Source organism: Alloalcanivorax gelatiniphagus (genome assembly GCF_005938655.1).
GTDB classification, from domain to species: Bacteria; Pseudomonadota; Gammaproteobacteria; order Pseudomonadales; family Alcanivoracaceae; genus Alloalcanivorax; species Alloalcanivorax gelatiniphagus.
The window spans coordinates 127,456-142,415 of record NZ_VCQT01000044.1 but is presented as its reverse complement, the minus strand read 5'-3'; the positions used below and the strand labels follow the sequence as shown (position 1 = coordinate 142,415).

12 protein-coding genes are annotated in these 14,960 nt (G+C 68.5%); 7 read left to right on the top strand and 5 right to left on the bottom strand.

Annotated features, from left to right (window positions below):
- The first annotated feature begins 34 nt into the window (after positions 1–34).
- Positions 35–2,632, top strand: a complete 2,598-nt coding sequence (locus FGS76_RS14810; RefSeq protein WP_138773418.1) for a CHASE2 domain-containing protein — start codon at positions 35–37, stop codon at positions 2,630–2,632.
- A 99-nt stretch (positions 2,633–2,731) separates the two neighbouring features.
- Positions 2,732–3,175 (top strand): c-type cytochrome, encoded by a 444-nt coding sequence (locus FGS76_RS14805; RefSeq protein WP_138773578.1) that lies wholly within the window; start codon positions 2,732–2,734, stop codon positions 3,173–3,175.
- 60 nt (positions 3,176–3,235) lie between these two features.
- On the opposite strand, the gene rep is transcribed toward FGS76_RS14805, so the two are convergent.
- Positions 3,236–5,257, bottom strand: a complete 2,022-nt coding sequence (gene rep / locus FGS76_RS14800; protein WP_138773417.1) for a DNA helicase Rep — start codon at positions 5,255–5,257, stop codon at positions 3,236–3,238.
- 73 nt (positions 5,258–5,330) lie between these two features.
- Between rep and FGS76_RS14795 the strand changes: the two genes are divergently transcribed.
- Positions 5,331–6,062, top strand: coding sequence for a pseudouridine synthase (locus FGS76_RS14795; RefSeq protein ID WP_138773416.1), 732 nt, complete (start codon positions 5,331–5,333; stop codon positions 6,060–6,062).
- On the opposite strand, the gene FGS76_RS14790 is transcribed toward FGS76_RS14795, so the two are convergent.
- The gene (locus tag FGS76_RS14790; RefSeq protein WP_338081335.1) at positions 6,010–6,534 is read right to left on the bottom strand and encodes a DUF1415 domain-containing protein; all 525 of its coding nucleotides are present in this window, start codon (positions 6,532–6,534) and stop codon (positions 6,010–6,012) included. The genes FGS76_RS14795 and FGS76_RS14790 overlap by 53 nt on opposite strands.
- Before the next feature lie 5 nt (positions 6,535–6,539).
- Entirely contained in the window at positions 6,540–7,016 is a 477-nt protein-coding gene (locus tag FGS76_RS14785) for an MOSC domain-containing protein (RefSeq protein ID WP_138773414.1), read from the bottom strand.
- 125 nt (positions 7,017–7,141) lie between these two features.
- Here FGS76_RS14785 and FGS76_RS14780 point away from each other — a divergent pair, with 125 nt between their 5' ends.
- The 3 genes from FGS76_RS14780 (at position 7,142) to FGS76_RS14770 (ending at position 10,014) form a co-directional block, all read left to right on the top strand.
- A complete protein-coding gene (locus FGS76_RS14780) occupies positions 7,142–8,170 on the top strand; it encodes an AraC family transcriptional regulator (protein ID WP_138773413.1) in 1,029 nt (342 codons plus the stop codon).
- 146 nt (positions 8,171–8,316) lie between these two features.
- The gene (locus tag FGS76_RS14775) at positions 8,317–9,075 is read left to right on the top strand and encodes an SDR family NAD(P)-dependent oxidoreductase (protein WP_138773412.1); all 759 of its coding nucleotides are present in this window, start codon (positions 8,317–8,319) and stop codon (positions 9,073–9,075) included.
- Between the two features lie 51 nt (positions 9,076–9,126).
- Entirely contained in the window at positions 9,127–10,014 is an 888-nt protein-coding gene (locus FGS76_RS14770; RefSeq protein WP_138773411.1) for a DMT family transporter, read from the top strand.
- On the opposite strand, the gene FGS76_RS14765 is transcribed toward FGS76_RS14770, so the two are convergent.
- Complete coding sequence (locus FGS76_RS14765) at positions 9,989–11,473, bottom strand: YifB family Mg chelatase-like AAA ATPase (protein ID WP_138773410.1); 1,485 nt, start codon at positions 11,471–11,473, stop codon at positions 9,989–9,991. The two genes, FGS76_RS14770 and FGS76_RS14765, sit on opposite strands and share 26 nt — an antisense overlap.
- A gap of 234 nt (positions 11,474–11,707) precedes the next feature.
- Between FGS76_RS14765 and FGS76_RS14760 the strand changes: the two genes are divergently transcribed.
- On the top strand, positions 11,708–14,668 hold the full coding sequence (locus tag FGS76_RS14760) for an autotransporter outer membrane beta-barrel domain-containing protein (protein ID WP_170214486.1): 2,961 nt from the start codon (positions 11,708–11,710) through the stop codon (positions 14,666–14,668).
- A 24-nt stretch (positions 14,669–14,692) separates the two neighbouring features.
- On the opposite strand, the gene FGS76_RS14755 is transcribed toward FGS76_RS14760, so the two are convergent.
- On the bottom strand, positions 14,693–14,944 hold the full coding sequence (locus FGS76_RS14755) for an accessory factor UbiK family protein (protein ID WP_138773408.1): 252 nt from the start codon (positions 14,942–14,944) through the stop codon (positions 14,693–14,695).
- Positions 14,945–14,960: the final 16 nt, after the last annotated feature.

Here is a 14,960-nt window from a genome sequence, read left to right as displayed (position 1 = left end):
GACGGCTGCGCAGTAACGAATTTCTAGGGGCACCATGGCGAACTCGGGTTCCGAGCAGAAACGCTACTTTGTTGAACACCTGTCGGTGCTGTTGGTCGTGGCCGGGCTCTGTGTGCTGCTCTCGATCAGCGGTGCGCTCTCCTTTTTCAATCGTTACGTCTACGACAGCATGATGCAGTGGCTCCCCATGGAGCCCTCCGGCGACGTGCTGATTGTTGGCATCGACGAGTACAGCCTGCGGGAAATCGGCCGCTGGCCCTGGGACCGTCGGGTCCACGCCCAGATCATCCAGCAACTGGAAAAACAGGGCGCCCGGGCCATCCTCATGGACCTGATCCTGTCCGAGCCGGACCGTGCCCGGCCGGAGTCCGACCAGGCCCTGGTCAAGGCGATCCAGGACGCCGGCAGTGTCTATCTGCCGGTGCACGTGGAGCAGCTGCGCTCCGGGGGCCAGTTGATCGAGGTGCTGCCCCACTCCTTCTTTGCCCGGGCCGCCAAGGGGCTGGGCCACGTGGACCTGGAACTGGACGGCGACGGCGTGGCCCGCTCGGTGTATATGCGCTCGGGCATAGGCCAGCCCTGGTGGCCGCACATCACCCAGGCGCTGCTGGAAGGCGAGGGTCTGTTGTCCCCGGACAAGTACCCCGCCGGCGAGGACGAGGGCTTTTCCGGTCTCGCCAATGTGCGCAAATACCAACGCTATATCCCCTTCGCCGGCCCGGCCGGTACCTACCCCCAGGTGTCCGCGGTGGACTTGCTGGAGGGCCGGGTGCCGGATCAGCTGGTCAAGGACCAGTTCGTGCTGATCGGCGCCACCGCCGCCGGCCTGGGCGATGTGCTGCCCACGCCGCTGGCCGGGCAGGGCGAGCTGATGGCCGGGGTGGAGATCAACGCCAATATTTTCGACGCGCTGCGCCGGGACAAGCTGATCCAGGCCATGGGCCAGGTCTGGGCGCTGGTGCTGGGCGTGTTGCTGGCGCTGCTGGCGCCCCTGTGTCTGCCGCTGGTGCTGCCGCGCTGGAGCATCCCGGTGGTGATCGGCTTCCTGGGCCTGACCCTGGCGGTCTGCTATGGCCTGCTGGCGCTGTTCAATCTGTGGTTCCCGCCGGCGGCGGCGTTGCTGTCCGCCATCGTCGCCTACCCGCTGTGGACCTGGCGGCGCCTGGAATACTCCATGGCCTATATGCGCAACGCCCTGGCGCGGCTGGCGGAATACAGCGACCTGAACCGGCGCCTGACCGAGCCGGCGCCCATGTCGCGGATGCTGCGCATGCTCGACCAGGTGCTGCCGGTGCGCGCCTGGCGGCTGCAGACCCAGGGCGGTGCGCCGGTCACCGGTGGCGAGCAGCTGGCGCCGGTGGACTGGCGCGGTCAGCTGGCCCGCCGGTATCCGTTCCGCCATGAGGGGCGCCGCTACGAGCTGTGGGTGGCCTGGCGCCAGGGGCTGGACGCGGACACCTACGACTATTGGATTCGCGCCATGCTGTCGCGCACCGAGGCGCGGGGCCGCAATACCGGCCCGCGCTACGAGGTGATCGAAAAGCACGTGGAGAAACTGCGCAATGAAGAGCAGCGCCAGCAGGCGCTGACCCGCTTCTTCCAGGTGGGCCTGGCGCAGATGAGTGAGGGCGTGCTGATTTGCGACGCCTGTGGCGGGGTGGTGTTCATCAACCCCCAGGCCGCCTACCTGCTCAGCCTGGAGGGGGTCGGCCAGGATACCCTGGGGCTGGCGGACATCGGCCGCGAGCTGGAATTCGGCGGTGACCGCCACTGGATCGAGCTGGTTCAGGCGGTGCTCGCCGACGGCCGGGTGCAGAAGGAGTGCCGCAACCGGCGCGGCATGGACCTGTACCTGGACATGATTCTGGTGCACGCCGGCGATCAGCCCGGGCGCATGCTGATCATCAGCCTCAAGGACATCTCCGACGTCAAGCAGGCCATGCGCACCCGCACCGAGATGCTGGATTTCCTGTCCCACGACCTGCGCTCGCCGATGGTGTCGGTGCTGGCGCTGATCGGCAAGATGCGCCACGGCGAGGATGGCGAACGGCTGCGCGACTTCCTGGACAATGTGGAACACTACGCCCAGCGCAACCTGAACATCGCCGAGCAGTTCCTGCAGTTGGCGCGGGTGGAATCCGAGGAAGCGGTGGAAATGATCGAGCAGGACATGCTCGACGTGGTGGAATCGGCCATCGACCAGGTGCAGATCCAGGCCCAGACCCGGGACATCGGGCTACGCTTCGTCTACGACCAGGACGTGGATGTGTGGGTGCGCGGCAACAACGAGCTGCTGGAGCGGTTGGTGGTCAACCTGCTCACCAACGCCATCAAGTACAGCCAGGAAGGCGGTGCCGTGGAAGTCAGCCTGTACGCCGACCAGGACAAGGTGCTCTGTCAGGTGCGTGACAGCGGTGTCGGCATCCCCGAGGAATTCCAGGACAAGCTGTTCGAGCGCTTCAGCCGGGCCAGCACCAGCGGGGGTGCCCGGACCCGTGGCGCGGGCCTGGGGCTGCGCTTCGTCAAGGTGGTCACCGAGCGCCACGGCGGCGATATCGAAGTGCAAAGTACCCCCGGCGAGGGCAGCTGTTTTACCCTCTCCCTGCCTCGTATCCAGGTGGATCATCTGTAATCCTGGGTCGATGTGCCTTTTTCCCCGTGTTTTCTACGGGTATAATCCGGCCGCCCCCGGGGCAAGTCACAGCTATAATGAGGTGTCATCGTGAGAAAAATGCTGTCCGCCAGCCTGGTCCTTCTGGCTACCCTGTTCGCCGGAATGGCCGCGGCCGCCGAGAGTTCCTCCTACCCCCTGGGTCAACGCTCCATTTTCAGTGATCGCGCCACCGCCGAACGCCTTAAGCCGGTGGGTAGCGTGTGCGTGGAAGGGGAAGAGTGTGGCAGCCAGGTGGCCGCCGCCGAAGGGTCCGCTGAACCGCGTTCCGGGGAAGAAGTGTACAACAGCGGCTGCGCCGCCTGTCACGCCTCCGGTGCCGCCGGCGCGCCGAAACTGGGCGATACCGCTGCCTGGGCGCCGCGCATCGACAAGGGCATCGACACCCTGGTCAAGCACGCCTACGAAGGCTTCAACGCCATGCCCGCCAAGGGTATGTGCGCCAACTGCTCGGAAGACGAAATCCACGCCGCCGTGGAATACATCGTCGGCAAGAGCAAGTAACAGCCCCACCGAACACCTCTCCGGCCCGGGCCTGCCCGGGCCCGAGCCGGGCGCCGGCGTTCAGCCGAGCAGCGCCTTCAGGTTGGCGATGCTGGTTTCCGCCACCTGATCCTCTCTCTCCTGGTCCTTCTCCACGCCCTCGCCGATGCGCAGCAGGTCGTCCAACGGCAGTTCATCCAGAAAACGGCTGGCGATGGTGTCCACCTTCTCGCCGTACTGCTTGCGGGTCAGCGCCTGGGTCAGCGCCAGGCTTTCCCGGGCCCGGGTAATGCCCACGTACATCAGCCGCCGCTCCTCGACGATGTTGTCGTCCTCGATGCTGGCCCGGTGCGGCAGCAGTTCTTCCTCCACGCCCATCATGTAGACATGGGGAAACTCCAGGCCCTTGGAGGCATGCAGGGTCATCAGCTGCACCCGGTCCGAGTCGTCGTCCTCTTCCTGCTGTTCGAGCATGTCCATCAGCACCAGCTTGCCGATCACCGCTTCCAGGTCCGAGGCGCCGTCGTCGTCCTCTTCCTGTTTTTCCAGCATGCGCTGGATGTTGCGCACCAGCTGCCAGACGTTTTCCATGCGTTTCTCGCCGATGCGCGGGCTGGAGGCGTTCTGCATCACCCAGCCCTCGTAGTCCATCTCGGTGATCAGCTCGTGGATCGCCTGCAGGCTGTTGTGGCCGAAGCAGGCGCGGCGCTTCTCGTCCAGCCATTGTTTGAGGGCGCGCAGCTTCTCCGCCGCCTTGCCGGGCATCACCTCGGCCAGGGCGAAGTCGTCACAGACGTGGTACAGCCCCTGGTCCCGTTTCGCCGCCCAGCCGGCCAGCTTCTCCAGGGTGGCGGGGCCGATCTCCCGGCGCGGGGTGTTGATGACCCGCAGGAAGGCATTGTCGTCGTCCGGGTTGACCAGCAGCCGCAGGTAGCACATCAGGTCCTTGATCTCGCCCCGGGAGAAGAAGCTGGTGCCGCCGGACACCTTGTAGGGGATCTGCAGGGCCTGCAGCTTCATCTCCAGAATCCGGGACTGGAAGTTGCCCCGGTAGAGCACCGCGAAATCCTTCCAGTGCAGGTTGCCCTGCAGGCGCCGGTGGAAGATGTCGCCGGCGATCCAGTCGGTCTCCGCGTCCTCGTCGCGCAGCGCCGCCACCCGGATCGACTCGCCGTAGCCGTGGTCGGACCACAGGCTTTTCTCGAACACGTGGGGGTTGTTGGCGATCACCGTGTTGGCCGCCTTGAGGATACGGCCGGTGGAGCGGTAGTTCTGCTCCAGCTTCACCACCTTGAGCGCCGGCCAGTCCTCCTGCAGGCGCGCCAGGTTCTCCGGCCGGGCGCCGCGCCAGGCATAGATCGACTGGTCGTCGTCGCCGACCACGGTGAAGCGCCCCTCGGGCTGGGTGAGCATGCGCACCAGCTCATACTGGGCACCGTTGGTGTCCTGATATTCGTCCACCAGCAGGTACTGAATGCGGTGCCGCCATTTCTCCAGGATGCGCGGCTGCTCCCGGAACAGCACCGCCGGCAGCAGAATCAGGTCGTCGAAGTCCACCGCGTTGCAGGCCCGCAACATGCGGCTGTAGCCCTCGTAGGCCATGGCGGCGCGCAGGGTGCCGGCGTCCTCGGCGTGGCTGACCGCCTCCTGGGGCAGGATCAGCTCGTTCTTCCAGTCGGAGATGCGTTTTTGCACCGCGTCCACCGCGTTCAGGTCGTCCTCGGATTCGCCCTGGCGCAGGATCTCCTTGAGGATTTCCTTGCTGTCGGTCTGGTCCAGGATCGAGAAGCCCCGGCGCAGCCCGCTGCCGGCCAGCTCCTGCTTGAGGATGCGCAGGCCCAGGTTGTGGAAGGTGGAAACGATCAGGCCACGGGTCTCGCCGCGCCGCACCAGGGTCTGCACCCGCTCCTTCATTTCCCGGGCGGCCTTGTTGGTGAAGGTCACCGCCGCGATACGCCGCGCCGGCACCCCGCGCTCCTGGATCAGCCAGGCGATTTTGCGGGTGATCACGCTGGTCTTGCCGGAGCCGGCGCCGGCCAACACCAGCAGGGGGCCGTCGGTGTACAGCACCGCTTCCTGTTGACGGGGGTTGAGCGTCGACATAAGGCTCCGGGGAAGGGATCGTGAAAAGGCGTATCATACCAGCGAAACCCCGCGATTCCTGCACGAGGCTGCAATGCGACTGGACCGTTTTCTGGCCCGGGAGACCGACTTGGGCCGCCGTGGCGTGCGCCTGGCCCTGGCCGCCGGCCGGGTCAGGGTGGATGGGCAGCCGGTGGGCGATGGCCTGTACCCGGTGGATGGGTTCAGCGCGGTGACCCTGGACGGCGTGTCCCTGCGCCGCGGCGTGCCCCGTTACCTGATGGTGCACAAGCCGGCCGGCTGCGTCAGTGCCACCCGGGACCGCCACCACCCCACCGTGCTCGACCTGATCGACGAGCCGGAGCCGGTCAAGGCCGGGCTGCATCTGGCCGGGCGGCTGGACTTCAACTCCACCGGCCTGGTGCTGCTCACCAATGATGGCCGCTGGTCACGGCGGCTCACCGAGCCCGGCAGCGGCGAAAAGATCTATCACGTGCGCACCGAGGACCCCATCGGCGAGCACTATGGGGAGGTGTTCCGGCGCGGGCTGTATTTCCGCTACGAGGACCTGACCACCCTGCCCGCGGAACTGGAGATCCTGGGGCCCCGGGAGGCGCGGGTGACCCTGCGCGAGGGCCGCTACCACCACATCAAGCGGCTGTTTGGCCATTTCGACAATCGGGTGGTGGCCCTGCACCGGGAAAGCGTGGCCGGGATTCGCCTGGACCCGGCCCTGGCGCCGGGCGGGTACCGGCCGCTCAGTGACGAGGAGCTCAGGACCAGCCGGCGAACAGGCGGCGCAGATGTTCGCCGCCCAGCCGGTTGAGGGTGGCGATGTTGCGCTCGGGAATGGCCTCGGCGTCCGGGTAGGCGGCCAGGGCCCGCTCCAGGCTGTCCTCGCGCAGCACATGCAGGATCGGGTAGGGCGCCCGGTTGCTGTAGTTTTCGGCGTCCCCCGGGTCGGTGCCGGCGAACTGGTAGTCCGGGTGGAAGCTGGCCACCTGGTAAACACCGCCGCCGCCGTGTTCCTCCAGCAGCGCGTCCACCGGGTCCAGAAAATCGTTGTAGTCGAGGAAATCGGCGAGCGCCCGGGGCGTCACCAGCAGGGTGGTTTCCACCACCGGGGTGCGGTCCAGGTGCAGCAGTTCCTCCTGCAGCTCCGCCAGGACCTGCTCGGGAGTGGTGGCCTCGCTGACCACCAGGCGCACCCGGCCGTCGGCGTAGGGGCGGGCCGCGAACGGGCACAGATTCAGGTCCAGCACCGCCCCTTCCAGCCAGGCGCGCACCTGCCGCTCCACGGCGCTCAAGCGGACGGCTCCGGCTCGTGGGCGCGGATCGGGTCGCCCTCGCGCAGCACGCCGGACGCCAGCACCTCGGCGCGCAGGCCGCCACGGCCGGTGAGCCCGCGCACCACCTGGGCCGGGCTCAGCGACGGCCCGGCCAGCAGATGGCCCACCACCGAACAGGGTTCGCACAGTTCGATGCCGCGCATCAGAATGCCACCGACCTGGAACAGCCGGCCTTCCAGGGCGTTCAGGTCCACCCCCTCGGTGATCACATTGCGGCGCAGGGCGCCCGGTTCCACCCGCACACCGAACTCCCGGTTGAAGGCCGCCACCTGTTCACTCTCGATCAGGGTGATCTGCTCCGCCGGCGGCGTGTTCCGGCGGTAGCGGCGATCGCCGACGATGCCGCGACCGGCCTCCACCTTGAGCGCCGGATGGCGGCTCACCGGGCCGCGCTTCTCGGCGGCGATATAGAGGGCTTGCACCTGGGCCATGACCGGCTCCGCTGTGGAACGAAGCGGCCATGTTACTGCAGCGCGGCGGGCTTTGCAGGGCCTGGCCCGGGCCAGCGGGAGCTGTCATTTTCGGACAGCGGCGAAAAAAGCGGTATTCTTGCCCCATGGACACCACCGCCACCGGCTCCGGGCAGCGTGTCGATGACCGCTCCCCCATGCCCGTGAACTATGTACGCAACCTGCTGGAACTGATCGGCGACTTCGGCCTTGACACCGACCAGTTGCTGGCCCGTGTCGGCCTGGACGCGGACGCCGTGTACAGCCCCCGCCCGGCGCTGCGCTTTGACCAGTTCCGGCGCGTCATGGAAGGCGCCCGCGCCATGGGCGGCGACCCGGCCATTGGCCTGGCCCTGGGCCAGCAGCTGACGGTCACCGCCCACGGCCTGCTGGGCTACGCGGCGATCAGCAGCGCCGACCTGGGCGAGGCCCTGGAGTTGCTGGAGCGCTACTTCCGCACCCGCACCCGGCTGTGTCTGCCGCGCCTGCGGGTGCAGGGCCCCTGGGTGCGCTTCTGCCTGGCCGAGCCCTACGACCTGGGTGACATCCGGGTGCCCTACCTGGAGGTGGTCACCGCCGCTCTGGTGGGCGGGCTGCGCTATCTGCTCGGCGACCGGTTCCGCGACGCCACCCTGGAGCTGCCCTACACGGAGCCGGCCCATGCCCGCCGGTACGCCGAGGTGCTCGCCATGCCGGTGAGTTTCGGCGGCGATGTGGCGGCGCTGCGCTTTCCCGCCGCCCTGATGAGCGAACCCCTGGCGCTGGCGGACCCGGCTTCCCGCCAGATGGCCGCGCAAAAATGCGAGGAAGAACTGCAACGGCTGGAAGCGGACCAGGATTGGGCGTCCCGGGTGCGCGGCCGGCTGATGCAGGCGGAGGGCATGCTGCCTTCCCTGGAACAGCTGGCCGCCAGTTTTCATCTCACCTCGCGCACCCTGCGCCGGCATCTGGCGGCGGTGGGGGTCAGTTACCGGAACCTGCTTGAGGAGGTGCGCATGACGCGCGCCGTGCGCTACCTGCAGGCCAACCTGCCGGTGCAGAAGGTGGCCGATCTGCTGGGCTACGCCGACCCCAGCAATTTCACCCGGGCGTTCCGGCGCTGGACCGGGCACCCGCCCAGCTTTTACCGCCACTGAGCGGTGATCCGCCGGCCGCCGACCCGCCATGGCGGAACCCCGGCTCCCCGCCGCGCCCCCATTCCGTTACAGTAAAGTCCTTTGACTGAATTGCCCCTTTTTTGAATCGTCAGCCGTCCGCCGAAGGCGGAGGGAGAGGAGAGAGCATGAGCGAATCGCGTTTCGATATTACCGGCAAACGGGTGCTGATCACCGGCGCCTCCAGCGGCTTTGGCGCCCACTTTGCCCGGGTGCTGGCGGAAAACGGCGCCGATCTGGTGCTGGCCGCCCGCCGCGTGGACAAGCTGCAGGAAACCGCCGAGGCGGTGCGCGCCCAGGGCCGTGACGCCCTGGTGCTGCCCATGGACGTGTCCGACCCGGCCAGCGTGGAAGCGGCGTTCGCGGACATGCCGGCCCTGGACGTGGTGGTGAACAACGCCGGGATCTCCCGCGAAGGCGCCCTGGACACCCTGGACGAGGCCGACTGGAACGCGGTGATCGACACCAACCTCAACGGCGTCTGGGCGGTGAGCAAGTTCGCCATCCAGCAATGGCGCCGGGACGGTCGCCCGGGCAACATCATCAATATTGCCTCCATCCTCGGCCTGCGGGTGGGCGCCCTGCTGGCCCCTTACACCGCCTCCAAGGCGGCGGTGGTGCAGCTCACCAAATCCATCGCCCTGGACTACGCCCGCCACGGCATCCGCTGCAACGCCATCTGCCCCGGCTATGTGGAAACCGACATCAACCGGGACTTCTTCCAGGGCCCTCACGGCGAGAAGCTGATCAAGCGCATTCCGTTCCGGCGGCTCGGTCAGATCGACGAACTGGTGGGCCCGCTGCTGCTGCTTGCCTCGGACGCTTCGTCCTACATCAGCGGCGCCGCCATTCCGGTGGACGGCGCCCACCTCTGCAACTCCCTTTGATGTCTTTGTGAACCCGCGGGCGCCGTCGGCGCCCGCCGTGAGGAGTGTGTTTTGGCCTACCTGTTTCCGCTGGCCGCGGTGATGCTTTGGTCGGGCAACAACGTCGTCAACAAGCTGGTCGCCGGGGTGCTCTACCCGGCGGAGATCGGCTTCTATCGCTGGCTGCTGGCCGGCGTCCTGCTCACCCCGGTGATGCTGGTGCCGTTGTGGCGCCAGCGCCATGCGGTGCGCCCCTGGTTCTGGCACAACGTGGTGCTCGGCATCCTCGGCATGGTCGCCTACCAGACCCTGGCCTACTACGCGGGCATCACCACCAGCGCCACCAACATGGGCATCATCCTGTCGCTGATGCCGCTGCTGGTGCTGTTGCTGTCCGCCGCCTTGCTCGGCCAGCCGCTGACCCCGGGGGCGGTGCTCGGCGCGCTGATCTCGCTCACCGGCGTGGTGGTGCTGGTCTCCTCCGGCGACCCGATGGCGCTGATCGCCCACGGGGTCAACTTCGGCGACCTGCTGATGCTGCTGGCGACCATCGCCTACGCCACCTACGGGGTACTGCTGAAGCGCTGGAAACCCACCCTGTCGCCACTGCTGATGCTGTACCTGCAAATCCTGGTGGGCATCGTGGTGCTGCTGCCGCTGATGCTGCTGTCGCCCCGCCAGGGCCTCAGCGCCGAAGCGGTGCCGCTGGTGCTCTACGCCGGGGTGGCCGCCTCCCTGGCGGCGCCCTGGCTGTGGATGAACGGCATCACCCGGCTCGACCCCAGCCGGGTCAGCCTGTTCTTCAACCTGGTGCCGCTGTTCACCGCCGCCATCGCCTCGGTGATGCTGCGCGAACAACTGACCCTGGCCCACCTGTTCGGCGGCCTGCTCACCCTCACCGGGGTGATGCTGGCGGAGCTGTGGCGGCGGCGCGCTACGCCGGCGGCGCCCGATAGCTGAGCGCCTCGCGCAAATGGGCGCGCTGGATCTCGTCGCTGCCGGCCAGGTCGGCGATGGTGCGCGCCACCCGCAGGCTGCGGTGCAGACCCCGGGCGGTAAGATCGAGCCGTTCCATGGCGCCGCGCAGCCAGTCCCGGTGCGGGCCCAGGGTGGCATTGAGGGCGTCCGCCGGCAGGTCCCGGTTGAGCCGGCCCTGGCGCCGCCATTGCCGCCGCCGCGCCGCCGCCACCCGTGGGCGCACCGCCGCGCTGGGCTCGCCGTCCGGCTCCCCCAGCAGGGTGTCCGCCGCCACCGGCGGCACGTTCAGATGCAGATCAATGCGGTCCAATAGTGGCCCGGACAGCCGCTGCTGGTAGCGGCGCGCCTTGTCGCAGCGGTAGCCGCAGCCGCGCTCCGGGTCGTCCAGATAGCCGCAGGGGCAGGGGTTCATGGCCGCCACCAGTTGAAAACGGGCCGGGAAACGCAGCTGCTCGGCGGTGCGCGCGATGTGCACCTCGCCGGTTTCCAGCGGCTCGCGCAGCACCTCCAGCACCTGCCGGCCGAACTCCGGTAACTCATCCAGGAACAGCACGCCGTGGTGGGCCAGGGAAATTTCCCCGGGCCGGGGCCGGCTGCCGCCGCCCACCAGGGCAGTGGCGGAGATGGTGTGGTGGGGGCTGCGGTAGGGACGCCGCAGGAAGGCCGCCGCCGGCCGCGCGCCGCGCAGGGAATACACCGCCGCCACTTCCAGGGCCTGGTCCCGGCTCAGGGGCGGCAGCAGGCCCGGCAGGCGCGAGGCCAGCAAGCTCTTGCCGGCCCCCGGCGGGCCGCACAGCAGCAGCGAGTGGCCGCCGGCGGCGGCGATCTCCAGCACCCGCTTGCCGGCGGGCTGGCCGCGCACATCGGCCAGACAGGGCTGCTCATCCAGGGGGGCCTCCGGCACCGCCGGCGGATCGTGCCAGGGCAGGACGGTGGTGCCGCTCAGGTGGGCGCACAGCGCCGCCAGGCTGGCCGGTGCCAGGGTGCGGGCCCCGGCCAGGGCGGCTTCGTCGGCGTTGCCCGGCGGTGCCACCAGGGTATGGCCGGCGCGGGCGCAGGCCAGGGCCGCCGGCAACAGCGCCGGCACCGGATTCAGATGGCCGCTCAGCGCCAGCTCGCCAATGAACTCCAGGCCGTCGGTGTCCACCCGGCCCAGCTGGCCGCTGGCCAGCAGGATGCCCAGGGCGATGGGCAGATCGAAGCGGCCGCCGTCCTTGGGCAGGTCCGCCGGCGCCAGGTTCACGGTGATGCGCCGCTGGGGGAAATCGAAGCCGGCGTTGACCAGGGCGGAGCGCACCCGGTCACGGCTCTCGCGCACGGCGGTGTCCGGCAGGCCGACAATGGTGAAGCCGGGCAGGCCCGGGGCCAGGTGGGTTTCCACGCGCACCGGCACGGCGTCCACGCCCCGGGCGGCGCGGCTGTTGAGGCTGGTGATGTTCATGGGCCCAGCCTAACCCGGCGGGCCGGGGCGGCCTGTGCGAGATCCGCCCGGATTGGCGTGCGTCAATGGCGCTGTCTGGTGTAAGCCCGGGCGCTCAGCGTTTCTCCCTATTTCATGTATCCCGCCAACGCCGGATAATGCAGCCTTGGCATGTAAATGGATTTGCGTATTCTTGATGGGCGGTGCACAACAAAAACAGCCGCTCCAGGTTTTTTTGGGGGAACTATGGTCGTTTTGTCCAGACGCCGGACCGCTCTGCCCGGCTCCTTGGTGTTTCTGCTCGCCGCCGGCCCGTTGGCCGGCCCCGCCCTGGCCGCGCCGGATGATCATCTGATCGATCACGGTGCCATCGTGAACCTGCCGGGTGACCGGCCCGATCCATGGACAGTCGATATCAATCTGTTCGTTGGTTTCGAAGGCGCGGGCACCTTGAACGTGACCGATGGCGTCGAGGTGAATGCCGGTTTCGCCATCCTGGGTAACCTCGTCGGTTCCGCGGGGACGCTCACGGTGACCGGGCCGCAGACCCGCTTCAACAGCCCGAATGGTCAGGCTTACGGAACCCACGGGAGCGCCGATGTACGGTTCGCCGACGGGGCCCGTATTGTTTCCGGCGGCACCGTCCTGGGCCAGGAAGAGGACGGCCGGGCCAGCGTGCTGTTGGAGGACGAGGATACCCAATGGGACCTGTCCGGGTCGCTCGCCGTCGGTCGTTGGGGGCAGGCCGACCTGACCGTCCGTGATGGCCAGGTAAACGTGGGTACCTTTATCCAGCTGGCCCGCCGTGACGGCGCTGAAGGGAGCATCACGCTGGACGGCGGTTCCCTGAGCAGCCAGCGGTATACCTACGTGGGCATGGGCGGCCGGGGTGTGATGACGCTGATCAACGGCGCGCGCATGGATACCGCCCAGGGGCTGCTGGGGTACGAGTCCACCGGCAGCGGTGAATTACACCTGTCCGGCGCCGACACGCTGTGGTCCGGTAAGACCTATCTCTATGTCGGCTACGGTGGCGAGGGGCTTGCCACCGTGGCCGATGGCGCTACCGTGCGCATCGCTGCCACGGGCGACGATCCCTCCCTGGTGATCCTGAGTGGGCTGGAAGGCTCCAGCGGTACTCTGTATATCGGTGGCGAGAACGACGTCACCGGCGCCGGTGTCTTGGATGTGCAAGAAGTGCGCTATGGGGCGGGAGAGGGGACCCTGGTGTTCAACCACTCCGACGCGGATTACCGCTTCCTGCCGGTGTTGAACGGGCATGGCCGGGTGGAGCACCGCGCCGGCGATACCTGGTTGACCGGTGTATCGGAGGGCTTCAGCGGTGAAGCCTCGCTCACCGGCGGCACCCTGACCCTGGCCGCCAACGATGCCCTGGGCAGCGCCACCCTGGAACTGGACGGCGGTACCCTGGCCACCTGGGGCGACATCACCCTGGGCCATGACACCGTGCAGCTCAGCGATACCACCCTGCGCGCGGAGAGTGGCACCGCCACCTTCACCGGCGCCCTGGATCTGGGCGATTCCCTGCTCACCGTGGATGGTCCCGGCAACACCGTGCTCAGCGGCGATATCAGCTCCGGTACCGGTGCCCTGGACATGATCGGCAGCGGCCGTTTGACGCTTACCGGCGACGCCAGTGCCTTCAGTGGCGAACATCGGGTCAACGACGGCGTGCTGTCCGTGGAGGGCACCCTGGGCGGGCAACTGAGCGTTTTCAGCGGTGGCCGGTTGCAGGGCAACGGCCAGGTGGGTGCCACCGAGGTGGGGGCCGGCGGCGTTCTGGCGCCGGGCAATTCCATCGGCGCGCTCACCGTGAACGGGGATCTGACCCTGATGGACGGCGCTGTTTTCGAGGTGGAGGTGGACCCGGCGGGCAGCGCCGCGGATCACGTCCACGTCACCGGGCAGGCGACCCTGGCCGGCTCGGTGGTGCACCTGGGCGAGGTGGGAGAGTACCGGCCGATCAGCCGCTACCGGATTCTCACCGCCGACGGCGGCCTGGTGGACCGTTTCGACCAGGTGACCTCGGATTTCCTGTTCCTGGACGCGGGCCTGATCTATGACGCCAACAACGTGGACCTGGAACTGCGCCGTAACGACCTGGACTTCGCCGAGGTGGCCGGCACCGACAACCAGCGGGCGGTGGCCGTGGCGGTACAGAGCCTGGCGGCCGGCAACGCCCTGCATGATGCGGTGGCAATGCAAACCGGTTCGCCGAGGGCGCTGGCCAACGCCTACGACACTCTGTCCGGGGAGGTGCACGCCAGCGCCGCCGGGGCGCTGCTGGAAGACAGCCGGCTGCTGCGGGACGCGGCGCTGGAGCGCTTCGGCGACGACGACCGGCTGGCCGCCGGCACCACCCTGGCCCGGGGCCAGGGCGTTACCGCCTGGCTACGGGCCTACGGCAACGTGGGCAAGACCGATGGCGAGCCGGGCACCGCTGATCGGCGGCGCGACAGCCACGGCGCCCTGCTGGGCGTGGACCGGGTGTTCACCGGCGCCGGCCGTGTCGGCGCCCTGCTGGGGGCCGGCAGTACCGATCTGACCCTGGCGGACCGGCGCGGCGGGGGCGATATCGACAGCGTCCACGCCGGCCTGTTCGGCGAGTACCGCCATGGGCCCGGTGCCCTGCGTGGCGGCCTGTTCTACAGCCATCACCGCATCGACACCCGGCGCCGGGCGGTCCTGGAAGGCCTGGATGAATCCCTGACCGGCCACCGGGACGCGGACACCTGGCAGGTGTTCGTGGAAGCCGCGCACCGGTTTGGTACCACTACCCGCCATGCGGAGCCGTTCCTGCGGCTGGCGCAGGTGCGCACGGTGTTGCACGGTGGCGATGAGCACGGCGGCGACGCCGCTCTGCACGGCGCCCGGGAAAGCCTGGACGCCACCTTCAGCACCCTGGGGGCGCGGCTTTCCACCACCCTGCCCGGCGAGCCGACCACCCGTCTGTATGGCAGCCTGGGCTGGCGGCATGCGCTGGGGGACACCACGCCAGAGGCGTCGCTACGCTTCGCCGGCGGTCAGGCATTCACGGTGGAAGGGGCACCGCTGGCCCGCGATACCCTGGCGACGGAGGTGGGCTTCAGCTGGCTGCTGGCACCGCGCGCCACCCTGACCCTGGGTTATCTGGGCGAGACCGGCGATGGCCGGGCCGACCACGGTGGTCAGGCCCGCTTCGGCTGGTCGTTCTGATTCCCTTCCTGACGCTTTCTTATATCAAGGTTGCCCGGCGGCGCTTTCCAGCGCCGCCACTTGCTTCTCCAGCGCTTCCAGACGGGCGCGGGTGCGTTCCAGCACCTGGCGCTGCACCTCGAATTCCTCCCGGCTGACCAGATCCAGGCGGGTCATGGTCTCGCCCAGCACGGCACGCACGCTGTGCTCCACATCCTGACGCAGACGGCCCAGATCGGTGGGCAGATGGCGGCTGATGTCAGCCATCAGGCGGTCGATAAAGGCTTGGCTTTGCATGGCCGGAAGCTCCACT

Excerpts from the sequence above, each read along its gene's own strand:
- FGS76_RS14775 (WP_138773412.1), top strand. The coding sequence starts at position 8,317 with ATGAGCGAATCGCGTTTCGATATTACCGGCAAACGGGTGCTGATCACC.
- FGS76_RS14810 (WP_138773418.1), top strand. The coding sequence starts at position 35 with ATGGCGAACTCGGGTTCCGAGCAGAAACGCTACTTTGTTGAACACCTG.
- FGS76_RS14795 (WP_138773416.1), top strand. The coding sequence starts at position 5,331 with ATGCGACTGGACCGTTTTCTGGCCCGGGAGACCGACTTGGGCCGCCGT.
- FGS76_RS14765 (WP_138773410.1), bottom strand. The coding sequence starts at position 11,473 with ATGAACATCACCAGCCTCAACAGCCGCGCCGCCCGGGGCGTGGACGCC.
- FGS76_RS14755 (WP_138773408.1), bottom strand. The coding sequence starts at position 14,944 with ATGCAAAGCCAAGCCTTTATCGACCGCCTGATGGCTGACATCAGCCGC.
- FGS76_RS14785 (WP_138773414.1), bottom strand. The coding sequence starts at position 7,016 with ATGGCCCAGGTGCAAGCCCTCTATATCGCCGCCGAGAAGCGCGGCCCG.
- rep (WP_138773417.1), bottom strand. The coding sequence starts at position 5,257 with ATGTCGACGCTCAACCCCCGTCAACAGGAAGCGGTGCTGTACACCGAC.
- FGS76_RS14805 (WP_138773578.1), top strand. The coding sequence starts at position 2,732 with ATGCTGTCCGCCAGCCTGGTCCTTCTGGCTACCCTGTTCGCCGGAATG.
- FGS76_RS14780 (WP_138773413.1), top strand. The coding sequence starts at position 7,142 with ATGGACACCACCGCCACCGGCTCCGGGCAGCGTGTCGATGACCGCTCC.